We start from the raw sequence: 15,409 nt of genomic DNA, 5'->3' as shown, positions 1-15,409 counted from the left end.
TTCAAACGTATTTTTTTTTCTAGGTTCGGTGCGCTTTCGGTTCTTTCGTCTCTCAAGCGCATTTACCAATGTATCTAATCTCTTCGGCTTTGTCAACCCTTTTTCTTAACTTTTTTTTGAACCAGGGAAAATCCTTGTCTGGCAAGGATTTTAGCTGCTCTTGTCTTTCTGGAGATGGAACGATTGGAAAGAATCAGCTTGTAATGGCCATGCAAGCTGGTTATTACAAAAAATGATAAGGAGGTACAGCGTTCCCCAGACTGAGTTGCCAATGAGTATATTGGCTTTGCCATTGCTTTAGTTGCTCTTGCAGTTTGGATTCGTTGCTCTCCGGCATCAATATATAGATTCGTTCTCTATTGGGTTGGCTATCGGCTAAATAGGTTTCTGGATAGGTTTGACACAATACCTCAAGTAACTGTTGCCATTGTTGAGTTTGCTGTTGCTGTTGTTGTAATTGATGGTGATGTAATTGTTTTTTAGCTAAAAAGTAATCCCGACCGCGCAAAGGAGTTAAGTCCGTAGGATTAGTTTGAGTGAGTGTGTTTGCTGGCGGGTCGAGGGGAACTCCTTGTAAACAATACTCTGCTTTTCCTTCGAGTTGGTCTAATTTGTTTAAATAGTTTTGTTGATATAAAACTAAATGCTCCAACAGGGCTGTTTTTGAACGGAAACAGGTGCCAAAACGGACGGGTAACAGAGAAGTTTGGTGAAAAATGGTACAGGTGATTTGATCATGAGTGACAACGGCTTGCATTAATTGTTCATCTGTATCAGGGAGATCTTCGGCTTGTAAATTGGGTTCTACAAGAGCAGATAATCCTTGATCACTAATAATTTCTAAAGAACCCTTAATCCCTTGAGGAAGCTTGAGGGGTGATGTGGGTGTTTTCAAAAAAGCGTAAATATACATTGGTTAATATCTACAAGTGAATATATAAAATCCAAAGATCAGGGTATTTATTCTGGGGAACTGGGCTGTGCAGGAATCCACTCAAAATCAAGGCTGAGTTGAGCTAATCCAGGTTGCCAATTGGTGGATAATTCTAAATCCTCATTAGGATTACCCCAATCTATTTTAACTCCTTTCATCCAGCTTTGGAGTTCAGGAAGAGTTTCTAATAAATTAATGACTTGTAATTTTAAAACAACTAGGGATTGAGGAGATCGACACCATTCACTCCAATCAGATTGAATAATAGATTCAGGAATAATGGGTTTTAAATCAAATTTAAGAGGTTGGCTAGTGGCAATATCCAATTCCCAGGAATCGCTTAAAAACTCTGCACTTAAAACCATTAATAATCTTAATGTCCCTGTTTGCCATAAAAATCCAGGTTGGAGGACTTTGGCTTGAATCCCACTCATTAATTGCATAACATTATAACTGCTTTTAACGATTTGCCATAATAATCTTAGCGATAAATCGATTAAGGGAATTTCGGGTTGAAGACGAATTAAGCTAGATGGCGATTTAGGACTGTAAATTATATCAACTAATTCATCAGCAATTTGAATTAACTCGATTAATTCAAATTCTTCTGTTTGGGAGTCAAGAGTTAAGGATAATTCCGAGGAAGAGTTAACAAAATCGGTAAGTTGTAACTGTTTTTTTCGTTGTAGTCCGTGTAATCCATAATATTTAATTTGGGTTTGAATATAAGGTTGAATAATATTCGGATCAGTCAGTCGAACGTGAGTTTTGAGTAAGGAAGAGTGGGGAATAGAAGCTAAAATAGAATATTCAACATCTTGAATGGGGGTATTTTGAAACAATTCTTCATCTATAGAGTCATTTTCTAAAAAATAATCAAAGGGACTCACTTCGGATGTTTTAGGATCAGGAATAAATTGAAATCCTATTTCTATACTCATTTCAATGGGTTCCCATTGACTGTTAGGGGATAAAAATTCAGCTTGGATAGGATGATTCAAGAGATTAAACCCTTGAAAATTATCTTGAAAGTGATGCGTGATTTGTCGTAAAAAAAATTGAACTTCCAAAGGATTTTGGCAAAAAGAACAATCATTAGATTGAAGATAAGCTTCTGAAGTAATTAGGGGAGGTGGGGAATCACTGGTTGCTAAATCAATAGAACTTTGGAGATTTTCAGTTTTAATGATGAGACTAGCAACTAATCTTAATTTTCCGGGAGTCCAATCTTGATGGGGTAATAAAATTTCTGCATTAATTCCCGTCAAAAGTCGCATAAATTGATAAGAGGTTTGTGCAAAATTCCATAATAACTGAGAAATTAAAGTATTAAAGAATAAAATAACAGGAGTTTGAATATTGCTGTCTTTTTTAGGAAAAAAGTCGGATTGAATATTAGAAGCAGAGATTGGGTGAGTTTGATAAGCCGCTAAAACTTCAGAAACTTCTTCTGTAACATAAGGAATTAAGTTTTCAGGGGTTTGGGGTAAATCAATAGGCCATGACCCGTTCGGCGATCGCAAATGAGCTATAATTTGAACTAATTCTTGCATAGCCTGGATAACAGGGGCGGAAATTTCAGGAGAGGGAGGAACTAAATTAAAACAGACAGGATCTTTAAATTTAATTAAAGTTTGATCGGGGGAATTCATTGACGGAATCAAAGGGTTGTTATTCATAAGTCTCTTTCAAAATTAACAGATTTTACAAAATGTAGATAACCTTGTTGTTGGGTATAAGTAACAATGGCTAATCCCGTTTTTCCCCAGAAAGCTAGAGATTTAGGATTAACAGGGCCAAAATCATAACTGATTAAATTCCCTTCCAAATCAAAAAAGGTGTATTTTCCTTCTTGATCTGCTATAACATATCCCCAAGAGGTAGCGCAAGCAACAGTTGGGGGAGAACTTAAAGGAATGCGAATGACACTCAGGGGTTTTAAACGTAAGAGAACAAGGTAAGGTTGATCATCAAGTCCAAGCCCTAATAAAGTATAGGGTTGAGGAGTAGGTAGAAGTTGCTTTAAAGGAATAGATAATTTAAGATTTCCAATGGGCATTCCTCGGCGAGTATAGACCCTGAACATATGAAAGTTTTGTTGTTTAAAGTTTAACCAAACACAGAGTAAATGTCTGTTATCTAAGAAGAAAATTTCGGGAACTTGAGATACCGCTAGGGATAATTTTTTCAGGGGTTTGAGAACAAGATAGTCTAATTTTTGGGTTAATGAATAAAATCGTAATTGTCCTGAAAATGCTAAAGCCATATAGCGACTATTGGGTTCTATCGCAATTTTATATAATAAATCGGGAGAAAAGGTTTTTATGACAGAGGTTGAATCTTCATTTTCCCCGGAAAAGTCAGGAGAGATAGGAGATTGCTGATGATTAGATTGTAAGGATTGAATTGAACTTAGATTTAACAAAGATTGAGATTTTTTTTGAAAAGGAGTGCAGTGATAAATTCGGTTTGGAGTTAAAACACAGCAGCCATTTCCCAGGGGAAGCATCCCCAAAATAGGTTCAGGAAATTGAATTTTTTCTTGAGAAGAAATAGCAACTTGCTGAACCGATGGAGATAAATCTTGGGGGATAGACCAAATTTCTAAAGCCTGACCAAATCCTGTATAAAGATAAGGAAAATTGGCAATACAATTGAAGGGGAATTTAGATTGATGAACCGAGGGCAAAGAGATAGAGTGATGTAAGATCAGAGGAGAAACAGAGGTATAGACTCCTGCTAATTGGGTAGGATTTTTAGTCGGTAAATCGGAGTTTTTCCAAGGAACAATAAAATCAGCAAGGCTTTGGATTTGGGGATGAACAATGACTTCGCGTAAGGCTTCTGCCATTTGTTCTGCGGTGTTGTAGCGACGAGCCGGGAGCTTTTCTAAAGCTTTTTGAATGATAGCTTGTAACGCTTCAGGAATCTCGTTAGGGATCTGCAACCGTTGATTTAACTGCGCCCACATTAACTCACCGGGTAAACCATGAAAGGGACGATCTCCAACTAACAGTTCAAATAAGACAATTCCAACCGCATAAATATCGGATCGGGCTGAATAAAGGCCATAAAATCGTTCTGGGGCCATATAAGCTGGAGATCCTCCGGTAAAGGTGGAGGCTTTTTGGGCAATAGATAATTTGCCTACGAGGGGCAGACGACGGGCAATTCCAAAGTCTGATAATTTTGAAGACCATCCTTGGGATTGTAGAGTCAGTAGGATATTTTCAGGTTTAATGTCACAATGAATAATACCCCGTTGATGAGCGTAGTGTAAACCGTCTAAAACACCAATGATCAGGTTTAACGCTTCTTGTAGTCGCAGAGAATCCTGTTGTTCAAGAAGATGGCGCAGAGTTCCCCCCTCGCAATAGTCCATGACCAAATAACGTCCGGTTTGGATATGTTCTAAACCGAGACAAGCAGCAATGTGGGGATGTTGTAGACTAATAATGAACCACAGTTCCTGCAAGAATTGGTGAGTAGGTGCGCGCTGATGACTTAATTCCTTCAGAGCCACCAGTTGTCCAGTGCGACGATCACTGGCACAGTAAACTTTACCAAACTGGCCTTGTCCTACTAACCCCAAAATTCGGTATCGAGAAGCCTGCATGGTGTATTTTAGACCACCTCATTAACGGTATTTCCGATAGTATTAAAGTATACCTAAAATATAGGCATTACTGACCCATTAATCCGTTAGCCAGCGATGAAGAGTGCTTATGTTTTCTCCCGTTGAATCGGAATCTACGAAACTACAGCAGGGGCCTGCCCCTACTAAAATCATACAATCTCAAAGCCAATATCGAACCTGCCAAATCAAAGTACCGGATTTAGAAAAACCGGTTCCTGGGGTTTGTGTTGATCAGGAATACTACAGCTTTTTTAAAGCGGTAGAAGGTGCTGATAAAACCTTAGAAATTGTGGCTAAACTAGGAACTGGAGGAGACAGCACGGTAATTACAAAAACCCCAAAGGGATATGCAATTTGGGTGAAAGAGCCTCAAGGTGAACTGCATCGTTCTAAAGCCTAAATTCGCGGTATTGTGCTGCGATTTTAAGGAGTTAACGCTCCTGTTATCCTGAATTGAGCGGTTCAGTTGTGCAGTCTACATTCTTTCTGCTCAGTGGGTTCTCTAATTTAATTTTTACTGGAAATGGCTAAAATACTTCGACTAGAACCAATTGCCGAAGAAATGGCAGTTAAGACTAATTCTAATTTGCTTTCGGCATTAATGACTAAGGAACTGCACGTTCTGAAAGAATGCGGAGGACGAGGAATGTGTGCAACCTGCCATGTTTTCATTAAAGATGGCATGGAGGGTTTATCTAAAGTCAGCCGTCGTGAACAAAGAACCTTGGAAGTAATTACAACAGCCAAACCCAATTCCCGTTTAGCTTGTCAAGCTCATGTGATTGGGGAAGGAATTATTGTTGAATTACCTTCGGGGATGTATATTGATGCCATCGAAGATGTAGAATCACTGATTGGACGGCGAGCAGAACAAGAACTGCTGCATCCGATTACGGGGCAAGTTGTGGTGGAAACGGGAAAATTGATTACTCGATCTATTGTGAATCAGTTGAAAGATACTCGTTTGCAAGTTGGCGAATATTTAGCTCGAACTCGTAACGCTAAAGATGATGCCTCTTAATCAGTTATCAGTTAACAGTTATCAGTTATCAGTTAATAGGGAATAAGCAGTTTTGTAATGGAGACTCTTGCAATAGGCAACAACGATTAACTATTCACTGTTAACGAATAACTGTTAACAGATTATAGGCGATATTTATACCTTCGTAATTCTTATTTATGTTAACTGAGTTACAACGTTTGAGTGTTGAGGCTGATGGTCGTTATGCGACACCCGAAGAATTAGAATTTTTAAAGTCTTATTTGGAGACTTTTCGATACCGGATTAGTGCCTATCAAAAACTTCAAAAGTATGAACCTATAATTCTTCAAAAAATACACCATAAACTCATCAAAACTAATCCTCAAATTTTTATGAAAGGATCTATTAATTTTACCTCAAAATGGCGTTTAGATACGATCCGAGTTTTACGATATTCGGCCATGATTTTATTAATAAATGATCCTGATTATTTACAGGAACGCTTATTAACTTGGTTCGCAACAATTTTACAAGCGTTTAAAGTCCAAGATATTACTGAATTGACTTACCAAGCCATGTCCGATGTCTTGGAAGATTATTTAACACCAGAGGAAAAAAATGTATTTTTTCCTCTGATTGAACTTAATCTCGCTATTTTGTGCAAAAAAAGAACATCATGAATTTTTCAGACTTTAAATCATTTGTAAACTTTTCCATTGGGTAAGATAGCACCCTGTAGCTGTGCCCCCTTAATTTCCGCATTTGCTAAAATTGCTCCTTTCAAATTTGCCCCTCTTAAATCAGCCTTACTCAAATTAGCCCCCATTAAATTAGCCTCTGTCAAATTGGCATTAGTAAGATGAGTATTTCTTAAGTCAGCATTAATTAAACAAGCTTGAATTAAGTTCGCCGAGCTCAAATTACTTGCGCTTAAATTAGCATCCATGAGTAAGGCTCCTGCTAAATTAGCTTCGCTTAAATAAGCTCCTGCTAAATTAATTCCTGTTAATAATTTCTGCCTTAAATCAATTCCACCTAAATCAGCACCACTTAAATTAATACCGCTTAAATGAGCTCCATTTAAACACACATTCCGCAGATAGGTTTTGCTCAAATTTGCTTTACTCAGGTTAGCTCGGCTCAAATTAGCTTCATTGAGATCCGCTTCTAATAAAGTAGCAGAATTCAAAAAAGCGTCTGTTAAATCAGCGTGTCTTAAATTGGTTTTTAACATTTGAGCTTTCGTTAAATCAGCCCCCGTTAAATTCGCGCCACTTAAGTTCGCTCGGACAATAGTAGCTTGACACAAATCCGCTCCTGATAAGTCTACATCTTTCAAATTCGCTTGGGTTAAATCCGTGTTTTTTAAGATGGCTTGACGGAGATTAGCTTTAATTAAATAAGCTTTGATCAAACAGGCTTGAGTCAAAACCGCTTCTATCAGAATTGCAGAACTAAAATCTGCACTTTTGAGATTACAATGGTTGAGGTCGGCTTCTTGCAAATTTGCCCAATTCAGGTGAGCACCTTCGAGGTTAACCCGACTCAGGTTCGTCCCCGTTAAGATTGTGCCACTCAGACTCGCTCCACTAAGATTTGCTCCTGCTAAATTAGCTCCGGTCAAATTCGCTTTACTCAGATTCACCAAACAGAGATGGGCTTCGCTTAAGTCAGCATTGCTTAAATCTGCACCAATTAGATGAGGTCGATTTTGGGGTTCTCGAATATTAGTTAAACCCAGAGTCGGTACCGCATTAGGCCGATAAGAATTGCTGCTCAAAATAATCCCTCGCAGATTGGCACCTTTAAAATCCCGTTCTCCATCTGCATATCGACTCAGCAGTTCAATAGCATCCATGGGTTTAACCTAAAATAATTCGCCTATCAACGGGTTATTCCTTCCTCATGATGTTTCACAGAGTTGTTTCAGAATCGTTTCATGATCTTTTCCTTCATCAACCCAAGCTTCTACGGCTTGTAAACGATTACTTAAACCGAGAATAAAGTAATTACAATCTGCTCCCATTGATTCACAGGTGGTTTGAACACAATGGAGATCCCGTCCGGTTAATCGACTAAAAAAGGAACTAAAAACTCCAGCTTCTAAAAAACAAGCGGGGTGCTGGGGCACAGGGGAAGCCGCGCTGGCAAAAGGTGAATTTTTAGTCATCAGGATTAGAAATCCCGTGTTAGTATAGCGTGCATCTAAATCAAAAGTTCCCCATCCATGAGTTTTCCAACATTGTTGTAAACACTGAATGAATTCAATCATTTCCATCTGGGCCACAGCTTTACCATAATATTCGCTGGTTTCTTCACAAAAGCGAACATAAAAGTTTTTTCCCCACCAACGACCACAGTTGAATAAAACTAAGGGGGTAGCTTGACCTGTTTCTTGTTCTAACCCAGTATAGATTGCCTGAAGTAGGGTTAAGGGAAGCCCCAATAGACGGGAACCAAGACGATTTTCTAGTAAACCTAGTTCTAAGTCTCCTTTAATATAAGCATTGTAGGCGAAATAGTTACCCGGAAGTTGGGGCTTACTCAGTAAGTTGGTGATTTCAATCATAATAAAACAGGCTGTATAGACAGTTGACAATTAACCGTTAACCGTTGACAAACAGAGGAATAAATGCAAAGAAAAAACCGTTAATTTCCCAGGTTTTACGATTTCTCGGTTCCTCCTTCTAGTAAGTTTGTTTTGATTTGTTCTAAGAAAGGTTGCAGGAAAACCGTGGCTTTTGGAGAAATTAATTCATTTAAACGAGTCGTAAGCAATTGATAAATTTGAGTATCAATTGATTGGGTATTATGAGCTTTTACTAAACCCGATAACCACTCAATAACTCGTTGCTGAAGATATTCGGAATCATTTAATAACATTGCCATTGCACTATGACGAAGAATCAGAATCCATTGCTGTAAAATTTCTTCTAATCGTTCTTCCTTTTCGTGAGGAAATTGGCTAGAAATTTGATCCGCAATCGGTTGGAAAATAGCTATTTCTCGATCCCGAAGGAATTCATAAATTTTTAATCGCTGGGCTAAAGTTTCTGCATAACTTTTAAAACCCACTAATTCTTCTGTTTGAAGATAGCGATTTTCCGCTTGAACTAATAACTCATTTAATTCGGCTTGCATACAGATTTGATCAAGTTCATGAATTTGATGGAAAATTTTACGAAGAGGAAATAAAAGCCATCGTTGATGCTCCCCTATTTCCCAGGGTGGACGGCTTTTGTGTTTAAAATAATCCCATTAAATCCTCAATGGTGACATCAGGATCATCCAAGGAAACGGGAGTAGAGGAAGAAGAGGAGATCGGCATAACCCCCACTTGAGGAACCCCTTCCCAATCAATTCCTTGAAAAAAATCGCTGACCGATAACGTTAAATTCATCTGGGATGAAGTCGGAGAATGACCATTTTGTAGTACCCGTGAGGGTGTACCTAGCCAGTTGAGGTTACTGAAAAAGTCCTGAACCGACTCACTCATCCAGGCATTTTGATTCTTCATCGTAGGACGACTCCATCTTGTAATTTCCGTTGAATATCTCTGGCCGTTGCGCCTTCGTTTAACCAGAAACCAGCCGCATCAATGCGATCAGGGTTTCCTAAGAGAAATTTACAATAAGTTTCCCCCATGGAATAACATTGCAGTTCAATACAACTGAGACTTTTTTTGACTAATTTGCTAAAAAATCCGGCAAATAATCCAGCATAAATATGACAAACTGGTTTTCCTATGTCTCCTAAACTACGAGCAACAGCCGAGTCAAATAAGTTAATGAAAATACAGCCGTGTTTGCGATCGCTCATATCGACTTCCCAACGTCCCCAGCCTTGGGACGTGAAGGGCCACCACCAAGTTTCTAATAAAAACATCAGGTTAGATTGTCGGATACTTTGACCAAACTCGGCTTCATACCAGTGTTGGAAAAACTCTGCATCCTTAACCCCCCATTCCTTTCCAATAGTGTACATAATCACGGATGAAGCGTTGCCAACTTCCTCTTCTAATCCCTCCACTAAACCAATAATAAAGTCCTCACTGGTAAAGATGTTTCGCATTTCATTCCAGTCCGTGACCGTACCTGTTGATGAGTCAAAGCTGAAGAAGTCTTGAAACCGATAATGATTATGGGCTTTCGGATGGGTTTTTTTAAGTTTAGAATAATTCTCGATAGGATGTTGGGTTGCGGTGGTTAACACCATCTGCTGCATACTCCTTTTTAATCAACAAGGTAAGATTCAAGAAAATCAACACTTAATTTATAGGGAATCATTGAAGTAGACTGTAGCAGAGCAACGTTGATTGAGGGTCGCGGCTGTTGCTGCTAATGATTTACCTCAACAAGCAAGACTTAAGCTTCTTGCGGTGCGTCTATTGCTGTAAAAGCAGGTTCTTCTCGCGGGGTCAGGAACCGAATTAGCCTGTCTAGTACAGACCGCCCTGTAGAGACGTGCCATGGCGCGTCTCTACAACAGAAACATCGACGCACCTCTGTATCTAATTTAACTCGATTCTTGGCCGTGAAACATCACATTTTTTTTACAGAGGAAGTCTTGACAGTTGCTTCCTCATCCCCTTGTCCTCTCATCCCCTCCCCCTGTTTCACCGGAATTTCTATCAGAAACCTAGTATATTCCCCTAATTGGGACTCGCACCAAATTTGACCTTTATGGCGTTCGACAATAATTTGATAGCTAATGGACAAACCTAAACCGGTGCCTTTCCCGACGGGTTTGGTTGTAAAAAAAGGATCAAATAGCTTAGACCGAATTTCTTTAGGAATCCCCAAACCATTATCAGAAATTTCTATCAAAATTCGTTGATGGTGTGTTGATAGGGTACGAATTACAATTTGAGGCTGAATTAGGGACTTATCGCAGGATAGTAAAGAAAATTTATCTTGGATCATTGAATCGTGCAGAGCATCAATAGCATTATTAATCAGATTCATAAACACCTGATTTAAAGGCCCTGGATAACACTCAATCAAAGGAATACTCCCATAGTCCTTGACGACCTCAATTCCCGTTAACTTCCCTTGGGGTTTGAGTTTACTCTTCAAAATCATCAAGGTACTGTCTAACCCATCATGAATATTAACAGGCTTGAGTTCCGCCTCATCATGACGGGAAAAAGTTCGCAACGACCGAACAATATCCCGAATCCGGTCGGCTCCGACCTGCATTGATTCTACAATTTTAGGAAAATCTTCTTTGAGAAATTCTAATTCAATTGATTCAATTTCTTGCTGAATTTTAGGACTAGGATGGGCGTATTCTTGTTGGTAAGTTTCCAATAAATTCAGAACATCACGGGTGTAGTTAGCAGCATGAATTAAATTACCATAGACAAAATTAACCGGATTATTAATTTCATGAGCAATTCCGGCAACCAGTTGACCTAAACTCGACATTTTTTCACCTTGAATTAACTGAGCTTGAGTTTTTTTGAGTTCTCTCAGCGTATTTTTAAGTTGATCATTTTTTCGTTTTAACTCCAGAGAAGTCTTTAACCGTTCCTCAGCTTGTTGTAAAGCTTCCTCAGCTTGTTTATGGGCAGATAAATCCCGAAAAGTTCCCATAAAAAAAGATTGATAGCCAAATTTTGCCTGATTAATTGTAGCTTCCAAAGGAAAACAAGACCCATTAGCTCGACGACCGATAACCGCTTGACGGCCTTGTAATAACCATTTTTCTAACAAAGTTTGCTGTTCAGTGACCTCGGAAGTCGGCCAATCAAACAGATATAATATTGACATTCCAATTAATTCTGTGGCCGGATATCCAAATATTTCTTCTGCACTGGGATTGGCTGTTAAAATCTTTCCCGTTGGGTTGGAAAAGGTAATCATAGCATCCGTTGCATTGTGAATGATAGCCTCGGTTTGGATTAAGGCATCCTCCAAAGCTTGCATCACTTGGTTATATCGAAAGCCTATTTGACCGACTTCTGTAAATTGATTTTCGGGAACCCGTCGCCTAAAGTCCTGGGTACGAGCTTGATACTCCATAACCTCAAACAAATCATAAACCTCAGTTTTGGCCCCATGTTCAGAAATATTTAATCCGGTTGTTTCTGCTTCAATGGAGACTCGCAGGGGAAAGTAACGATTGATGGTGTATAAAATTACCCAGGTCAAGCCAAATCCCCAGAGGAAAGACACCCCAACACCTAAAGCTTGAACCAGTATTTGTTGACCGCGAGACAAGCCCGTATTGAGTAAACTTAGATTACCAAACAGACCCACCGCTAAAGTTCCCCATACCCCACCGCCTGCATGAACCGCAATGGCATCTACAGCATCATCAATCTGCCATCGTTGTAGGGTTAGGGAGACTAACACCATGACCCCCGCCCCAATTCCTCCAATGATGGGGGCTATGGGAGTCGAAACCACCGGGGAAGACGCCGTAATTGCGACTAAACCAGCCAAAGAACCATTAATAATCAGTTCTACTTCCGGCCGGCCATGCAGTAGCCAACCCAACATAGCCCCGATTAACATCCCCGACGTCCCGGCTAGAACCGTATTGACAATAACCGAAGCCACGCCAACATCTAAATGTAGATAACTTCCCCCGTTAAATCCTAACCATCCTAACCACAGTAACATTGTCCCCAACACAGACAACTGAAGGTTTGATCCCCGCATTTGTTGGGGTAGTTGATCGAGGGAAAACCGTCCAATTCGTGGCCCAATAACCAACACAACCGCCAGAGAAACCCATCCCCCGATACTATGAACAACAGTAGACCCAGCAAAATCGACAAAGCCCTTTTCTCCTAACCATCCCCTTACCTGATTGATTTCTAGTCCATTCCACACCCAATGACCAAAAATGGGGTAAATCATTCCAGAAGTTAAAGCAGCAACCAAGAGATAAGACCCAAACTTCATGCGTTCCGCCGATGCCCCTGAAACGATAGTTGTGGCGGTACTGCAAAACATGGTTTCAAATAGAAAAAAAGCCGCTACCCCTGGAGAAGAGGTGGTGTCAAAAAAGAAAGATCCTGGGTCAATTCCTCCTGTGGGTGTCTTACTAAACATCAGGGCATAGCCAAAAGCCCAAAACAGGGCTACGGAAATCCCAAAGTCGGCAAAATTTTTGACTGCAACATTGATACTATTCTTGGAGCGGGTTAAACCCGACTCTAAACACATAAATCCGGGCTGCATCAAAAAGACTAAGCCCGAACAGACCAGCAGCCAGAGAATATCAATCACTGAATTATCGATTACTCACTTAATTTAAGATTGTCTCAACTTATCCTAGAAGTTTTTGTGGAATTTTATACAGTTAATCTACAAACCGTTAAGTTAAGGGGTTGGGTAACAAGACTCATCCGCCAGAAATCAAGCTGGCGTAGGCAAAAAACCTTTCATCAGGAAAAAAAATACTTTAGGTGTTGACAAAGGGAACCGGGTTTGGGTAGAGTAACAAGCGTGTGAGGAGCGAACCAGCTAAGGACACCGAGACGAAACACGGCCAGTCGCCGGTGTCCTTTCTGATCAGAAGGAAACATACGTTCTTCAAAAAATCTTAATTTTGAAGAATTGCTTTCGGTTTATGACAATTCTTTCTCCCTGGTTTAGCGACTGGGGATATATGGGAATTTGGCTATAAAGTCAAAACCCTAAAATATTAGGAAGCAACCCGGATCAAGCTTAATTTGATTCTGGGATTGTTACACAGTAAAAGCCAAAATTGTCTCCTGAATGACCCAGTATTTTGCAACGGTTGCCAAGGGTTTAGAAGTTATTGCTGCTCAAGAGTTAGAACGTTTAGGGGCTGAAAATGTTCGTCCTGAATTTACAGGAGTTCATTTCACAGGTTCTCGCAAGCTTCTTTATCGAGTTAATCTTTGGGGAAGAACCCTATTTCGGGTTTTAGTCCCGATTGCTGAATTTTCCTGTGCCAATGCCCAACAATTGTATCAGGAAGTTCAAAATATTAATTGGACTGAGTATTTATCCCCTCTGAATACCTTTGCTGTTAATTGTACAGGCAAAAATGAAGTCTTAAACCATACCCACTTTACCGCTCTTCAGGTTAAAAACGCCATTATTGATCAACAGCGTTCAGAATTTGGGGAACGTTCTGATATTAATCTTAATAATCCTGATTTATGGATTAATCTTCATCTCCATGAAAATCACGGAATTTTAAGTTTAGATAGTTCTGGAAGCAGTTTACATCGCCGGGGATATCGTCCCGCCGTTGGACTTGCCCCTTTAAAAGAAAGTTTAGCATCTGCGTTATTAGAAATAGCAGAATGGCATCCTGATTTACCGTTTTTAGACCCGTTATGTGGGTCAGGAACTTTACCCATAGAAGCCAGTTTAAAAGCTTTAAATATTGCACCAGGGTTATTCCGAGAAACCTTTGGGTTTATGAAATGGAAAGATTTTGATCCTAAATTATGGGAATCTTTAAAACATGAAGCATTAGAGGCACAATTAACCACCTTACCCGCCCCAATTCTGGGTTCAGATCAAGATGGGGATATTCTGAATCAAGCTTTTGAGAATGCTCAACGTTGTGGGGTTGCAGACCAAATTCGCTTACAACAACTGGAATTATCTCAAATAGAACCTCCTGCGGATCAGGGTGTGATTATTTGTAACCCTCCCTACGGAGAACGTTTGGGAGAGGTGGAGGAATTAGCTGGTTTATATAAACAGTTAGGGGATACGTTTAAACAACGGTTTAAAGGTTGGACAGCTTATATTTTGACCGGAAACAAAACATTAGGAAAACAAGTCGGTTTAAGAACTTCTCGGAGAATTGCGGTTTATAATGGTTCCTTACCCTGCACGTTATTAAAGTATGAGCTTTATTAATTTATAAACTTCTACAAACTGCCCTCAGTTGTGCTAAAAACCATTAATTATACCTGAATAAATTAGGATAGGGAAAGCCATTATCACCTCATACTACCCTATTAAGCCATCAAGAAAAAGCTGTTAAATAGCCTATAAAAACTCTTGATGAATTAAAATGATCAAGTCAATAAGAATATGAAAAGAACCTCGCGATTAGTTTCATCGAATTTTAATTTAAAAATATTATTTTCTTCGGATTTTAGACGAAATTTAAAATCTATACAAAGAGAAATCATAGATCAGTTATCAGGACAAAAAAGTAAGTTTGTTCAACGACAAATTCTGACCCTTGAAGAACAACAAGATTTTAAAGAACAAATTAAAATTAGTCAAGCCGTAAAAAAAACGAGCCATTTTGAAAATAAAAAACATAATTTAGCTACAGCGATCGCTCAAATTGAAAATCGTTTAATTCAACCAGGAGAAATATTTTCTTTTTGGTATTTAGTCGGAGAACCTCATACTAAAAATGGCTATCGAGAGGGACGAGCAATTGTTAATAATGAACTTCAATCTAATATTGGTGGTGGTTTGTGTCAACTTTCTGGATTGATTTATTATTTAATCTTAAAAGCAGGTTTGATCCCCTTAGAAAGACACCCCCATTCCCAAGATATTTATACCGAAGAAAGCCGATTTGCACCTTTAGGTTCAGATGCAACAGTGGTTTATGGATATAAAGATCTGCGGTTTCAAAATACATTATCTATTCCTATTTTTTTTCGCTTTAATTTGTTAGAGGAAGAAATCATCGGATTTTTATGTTCTTCTGAAACCCTAGAGGAATTTAAGATTGAGTTTAAAGTTGAAGTGCAACCAGGACTCAAACAAGTGAATACAATTCGTTGGGATAATACAGAAAATAAATTTGTTTTAATTACGTCTAATTGCTACCCTAGCTTAATAGAGTAGTTGTGAAAATTGGATTGCGTTGGTGGGTGACGTGATGGGTGAGGAAC

At 39.2% G+C, this 15,409-nt stretch carries 14 protein-coding genes; 5 read left to right on the top strand and 9 right to left on the bottom strand.

Going from position 1 to position 15,409, the window contains the following annotated elements; translation table 11 throughout:
• Positions 1 to 223 precede the first annotated feature (223 nt).
• The 3 genes from H6G57_RS26010 to H6G57_RS26000 are packed head-to-tail and all read right to left on the bottom strand — an operon-like array spanning position 224 to position 4,550.
• Positions 224 to 913, bottom strand: coding sequence for a GvpL/GvpF family gas vesicle protein (locus H6G57_RS26010; protein ID WP_190524074.1), 690 nt, complete (start codon positions 911 to 913; stop codon positions 224 to 226).
• A gap of 47 nt (positions 914 to 960) precedes the next feature.
• The gene (locus H6G57_RS26005; protein WP_190524071.1) at positions 961 to 2,613 is read right to left on the bottom strand and encodes a hypothetical protein; all 1,653 of its coding nucleotides are present in this window, start codon (positions 2,611 to 2,613) and stop codon (positions 961 to 963) included.
• Entirely contained in the window at positions 2,610 to 4,550 is a 1,941-nt protein-coding gene (locus H6G57_RS26000) for a serine/threonine-protein kinase (RefSeq protein ID WP_190524068.1), read from the bottom strand. The genes H6G57_RS26005 and H6G57_RS26000 overlap by 4 nt, the downstream gene beginning before the upstream one ends.
• A 109-nt stretch (positions 4,551 to 4,659) precedes the next feature.
• On the opposite strand from H6G57_RS26000, the gene H6G57_RS25995 reads away from it, so the two are divergent.
• The 3 genes from H6G57_RS25995 to H6G57_RS25985 all read left to right on the top strand — a co-directional run bounded on the left by H6G57_RS25995 (position 4,660) and on the right by H6G57_RS25985 (position 6,233).
• A complete protein-coding gene (locus H6G57_RS25995; protein WP_190524065.1) occupies positions 4,660 to 4,971 on the top strand; it encodes a hypothetical protein in 312 nt (103 codons plus the stop codon).
• 123 nt (positions 4,972 to 5,094) lie between these two features.
• The gene (locus H6G57_RS25990) at positions 5,095 to 5,592 is read left to right on the top strand and encodes a 2Fe-2S iron-sulfur cluster-binding protein (RefSeq protein ID WP_190524062.1); all 498 of its coding nucleotides are present in this window, start codon (positions 5,095 to 5,097) and stop codon (positions 5,590 to 5,592) included.
• Positions 5,593 to 5,750: 158 nt separating this feature from the next.
• Entirely contained in the window at positions 5,751 to 6,233 is a 483-nt protein-coding gene (locus tag H6G57_RS25985) for a phycobilisome protein (RefSeq protein WP_190524059.1), read from the top strand.
• Positions 6,234 to 6,250: 17 nt separating this feature from the next.
• Here H6G57_RS25985 and H6G57_RS25980 read toward each other — a convergent pair whose 3' ends face one another.
• From H6G57_RS25980 to amt, 6 genes are all read right to left on the bottom strand, one after another.
• On the bottom strand, positions 6,251 to 7,411 hold the full coding sequence (locus H6G57_RS25980) for a pentapeptide repeat-containing protein (RefSeq protein ID WP_190524056.1): 1,161 nt from the start codon (positions 7,409 to 7,411) through the stop codon (positions 6,251 to 6,253).
• Between the two features lie 45 nt (positions 7,412 to 7,456).
• Complete coding sequence (locus H6G57_RS25975; RefSeq protein WP_190524054.1) at positions 7,457 to 8,122, bottom strand: V4R domain-containing protein; 666 nt, start codon at positions 8,120 to 8,122, stop codon at positions 7,457 to 7,459.
• A gap of 95 nt (positions 8,123 to 8,217) precedes the next feature.
• Positions 8,218 to 8,694, bottom strand: a complete 477-nt coding sequence (locus tag H6G57_RS25970) for a phycobilisome protein (protein WP_190524051.1) — start codon at positions 8,692 to 8,694, stop codon at positions 8,218 to 8,220.
• A 103-nt stretch (positions 8,695 to 8,797) separates the two neighbouring features.
• Entirely contained in the window at positions 8,798 to 9,070 is a 273-nt protein-coding gene (locus H6G57_RS25965) for a hypothetical protein (protein ID WP_190524048.1), read from the bottom strand.
• Positions 9,067 to 9,768: a V4R domain-containing protein gene (locus tag H6G57_RS25960; RefSeq protein WP_190524045.1), complete on the bottom strand. Its 702-nt coding sequence runs from the start codon at positions 9,766 to 9,768 to the stop codon at positions 9,067 to 9,069. The genes H6G57_RS25965 and H6G57_RS25960 overlap by 4 nt, the downstream gene beginning before the upstream one ends.
• Before the next feature lie 326 nt (positions 9,769 to 10,094).
• Entirely contained in the window at positions 10,095 to 12,791 is a 2,697-nt protein-coding gene (amt, locus tag H6G57_RS25955) for an ammonium transporter (RefSeq protein WP_190524042.1), read from the bottom strand.
• Between the two features lie 492 nt (positions 12,792 to 13,283).
• Here amt and H6G57_RS25950 point away from each other — a divergent pair, with 492 nt between their 5' ends.
• On the top strand, positions 13,284 to 14,408 hold the full coding sequence (locus H6G57_RS25950) for a class I SAM-dependent RNA methyltransferase (protein WP_190524039.1): 1,125 nt from the start codon (positions 13,284 to 13,286) through the stop codon (positions 14,406 to 14,408).
• A gap of 177 nt (positions 14,409 to 14,585) precedes the next feature.
• Positions 14,586 to 15,362 (top strand): VanW family protein, encoded by a 777-nt coding sequence (locus H6G57_RS25945; protein WP_190524036.1) that lies wholly within the window; start codon positions 14,586 to 14,588, stop codon positions 15,360 to 15,362.
• The last annotated feature ends 47 nt before the right edge of the window (positions 15,363 to 15,409 follow it).

The sequence above is a fragment of the Planktothrix sp. FACHB-1365 genome (assembly GCF_014697575.1).
Lineage (GTDB): Bacteria > Cyanobacteriota > Cyanobacteriia > Cyanobacteriales > Microcoleaceae > Planktothrix.
The sequence above is the reverse complement of the archived record's forward strand: the minus strand, read 5'-3'. Positions and strand labels throughout refer to the sequence as shown.

Coding starts and splice junctions, on each gene's coding strand:
- H6G57_RS25980 (WP_190524056.1), bottom strand. CDS start 7,411: ATGGATGCTATTGAACTGCTGAGTCGATATGCAGATGGAGAACGGGAT.
- H6G57_RS25970 (WP_190524051.1), bottom strand. CDS start 8,694: ATGCAAGCCGAATTAAATGAGTTATTAGTTCAAGCGGAAAATCGCTAT.
- H6G57_RS25960 (WP_190524045.1), bottom strand. CDS start 9,768: ATGGTGTTAACCACCGCAACCCAACATCCTATCGAGAATTATTCTAAA.
- H6G57_RS25990 (WP_190524062.1), top strand. CDS start 5,095: ATGGCTAAAATACTTCGACTAGAACCAATTGCCGAAGAAATGGCAGTT.
- H6G57_RS25995 (WP_190524065.1), top strand. CDS start 4,660: ATGTTTTCTCCCGTTGAATCGGAATCTACGAAACTACAGCAGGGGCCT.
- H6G57_RS25965 (WP_190524048.1), bottom strand. CDS start 9,070: ATGAAGAATCAAAATGCCTGGATGAGTGAGTCGGTTCAGGACTTTTTC.
- H6G57_RS25945 (WP_190524036.1), top strand. CDS start 14,586: ATGAAAAGAACCTCGCGATTAGTTTCATCGAATTTTAATTTAAAAATA.
- H6G57_RS25975 (WP_190524054.1), bottom strand. CDS start 8,122: ATGATTGAAATCACCAACTTACTGAGTAAGCCCCAACTTCCGGGTAAC.
- H6G57_RS26005 (WP_190524071.1), bottom strand. CDS start 2,613: ATGAATAACAACCCTTTGATTCCGTCAATGAATTCCCCCGATCAAACT.
- H6G57_RS26010 (WP_190524074.1), bottom strand. CDS start 913: ATGTATATTTACGCTTTTTTGAAAACACCCACATCACCCCTCAAGCTT.
- H6G57_RS25950 (WP_190524039.1), top strand. CDS start 13,284: ATGACCCAGTATTTTGCAACGGTTGCCAAGGGTTTAGAAGTTATTGCT.
- H6G57_RS25985 (WP_190524059.1), top strand. CDS start 5,751: ATGTTAACTGAGTTACAACGTTTGAGTGTTGAGGCTGATGGTCGTTAT.
- H6G57_RS26000 (WP_190524068.1), bottom strand. CDS start 4,550: ATGCAGGCTTCTCGATACCGAATTTTGGGGTTAGTAGGACAAGGCCAG.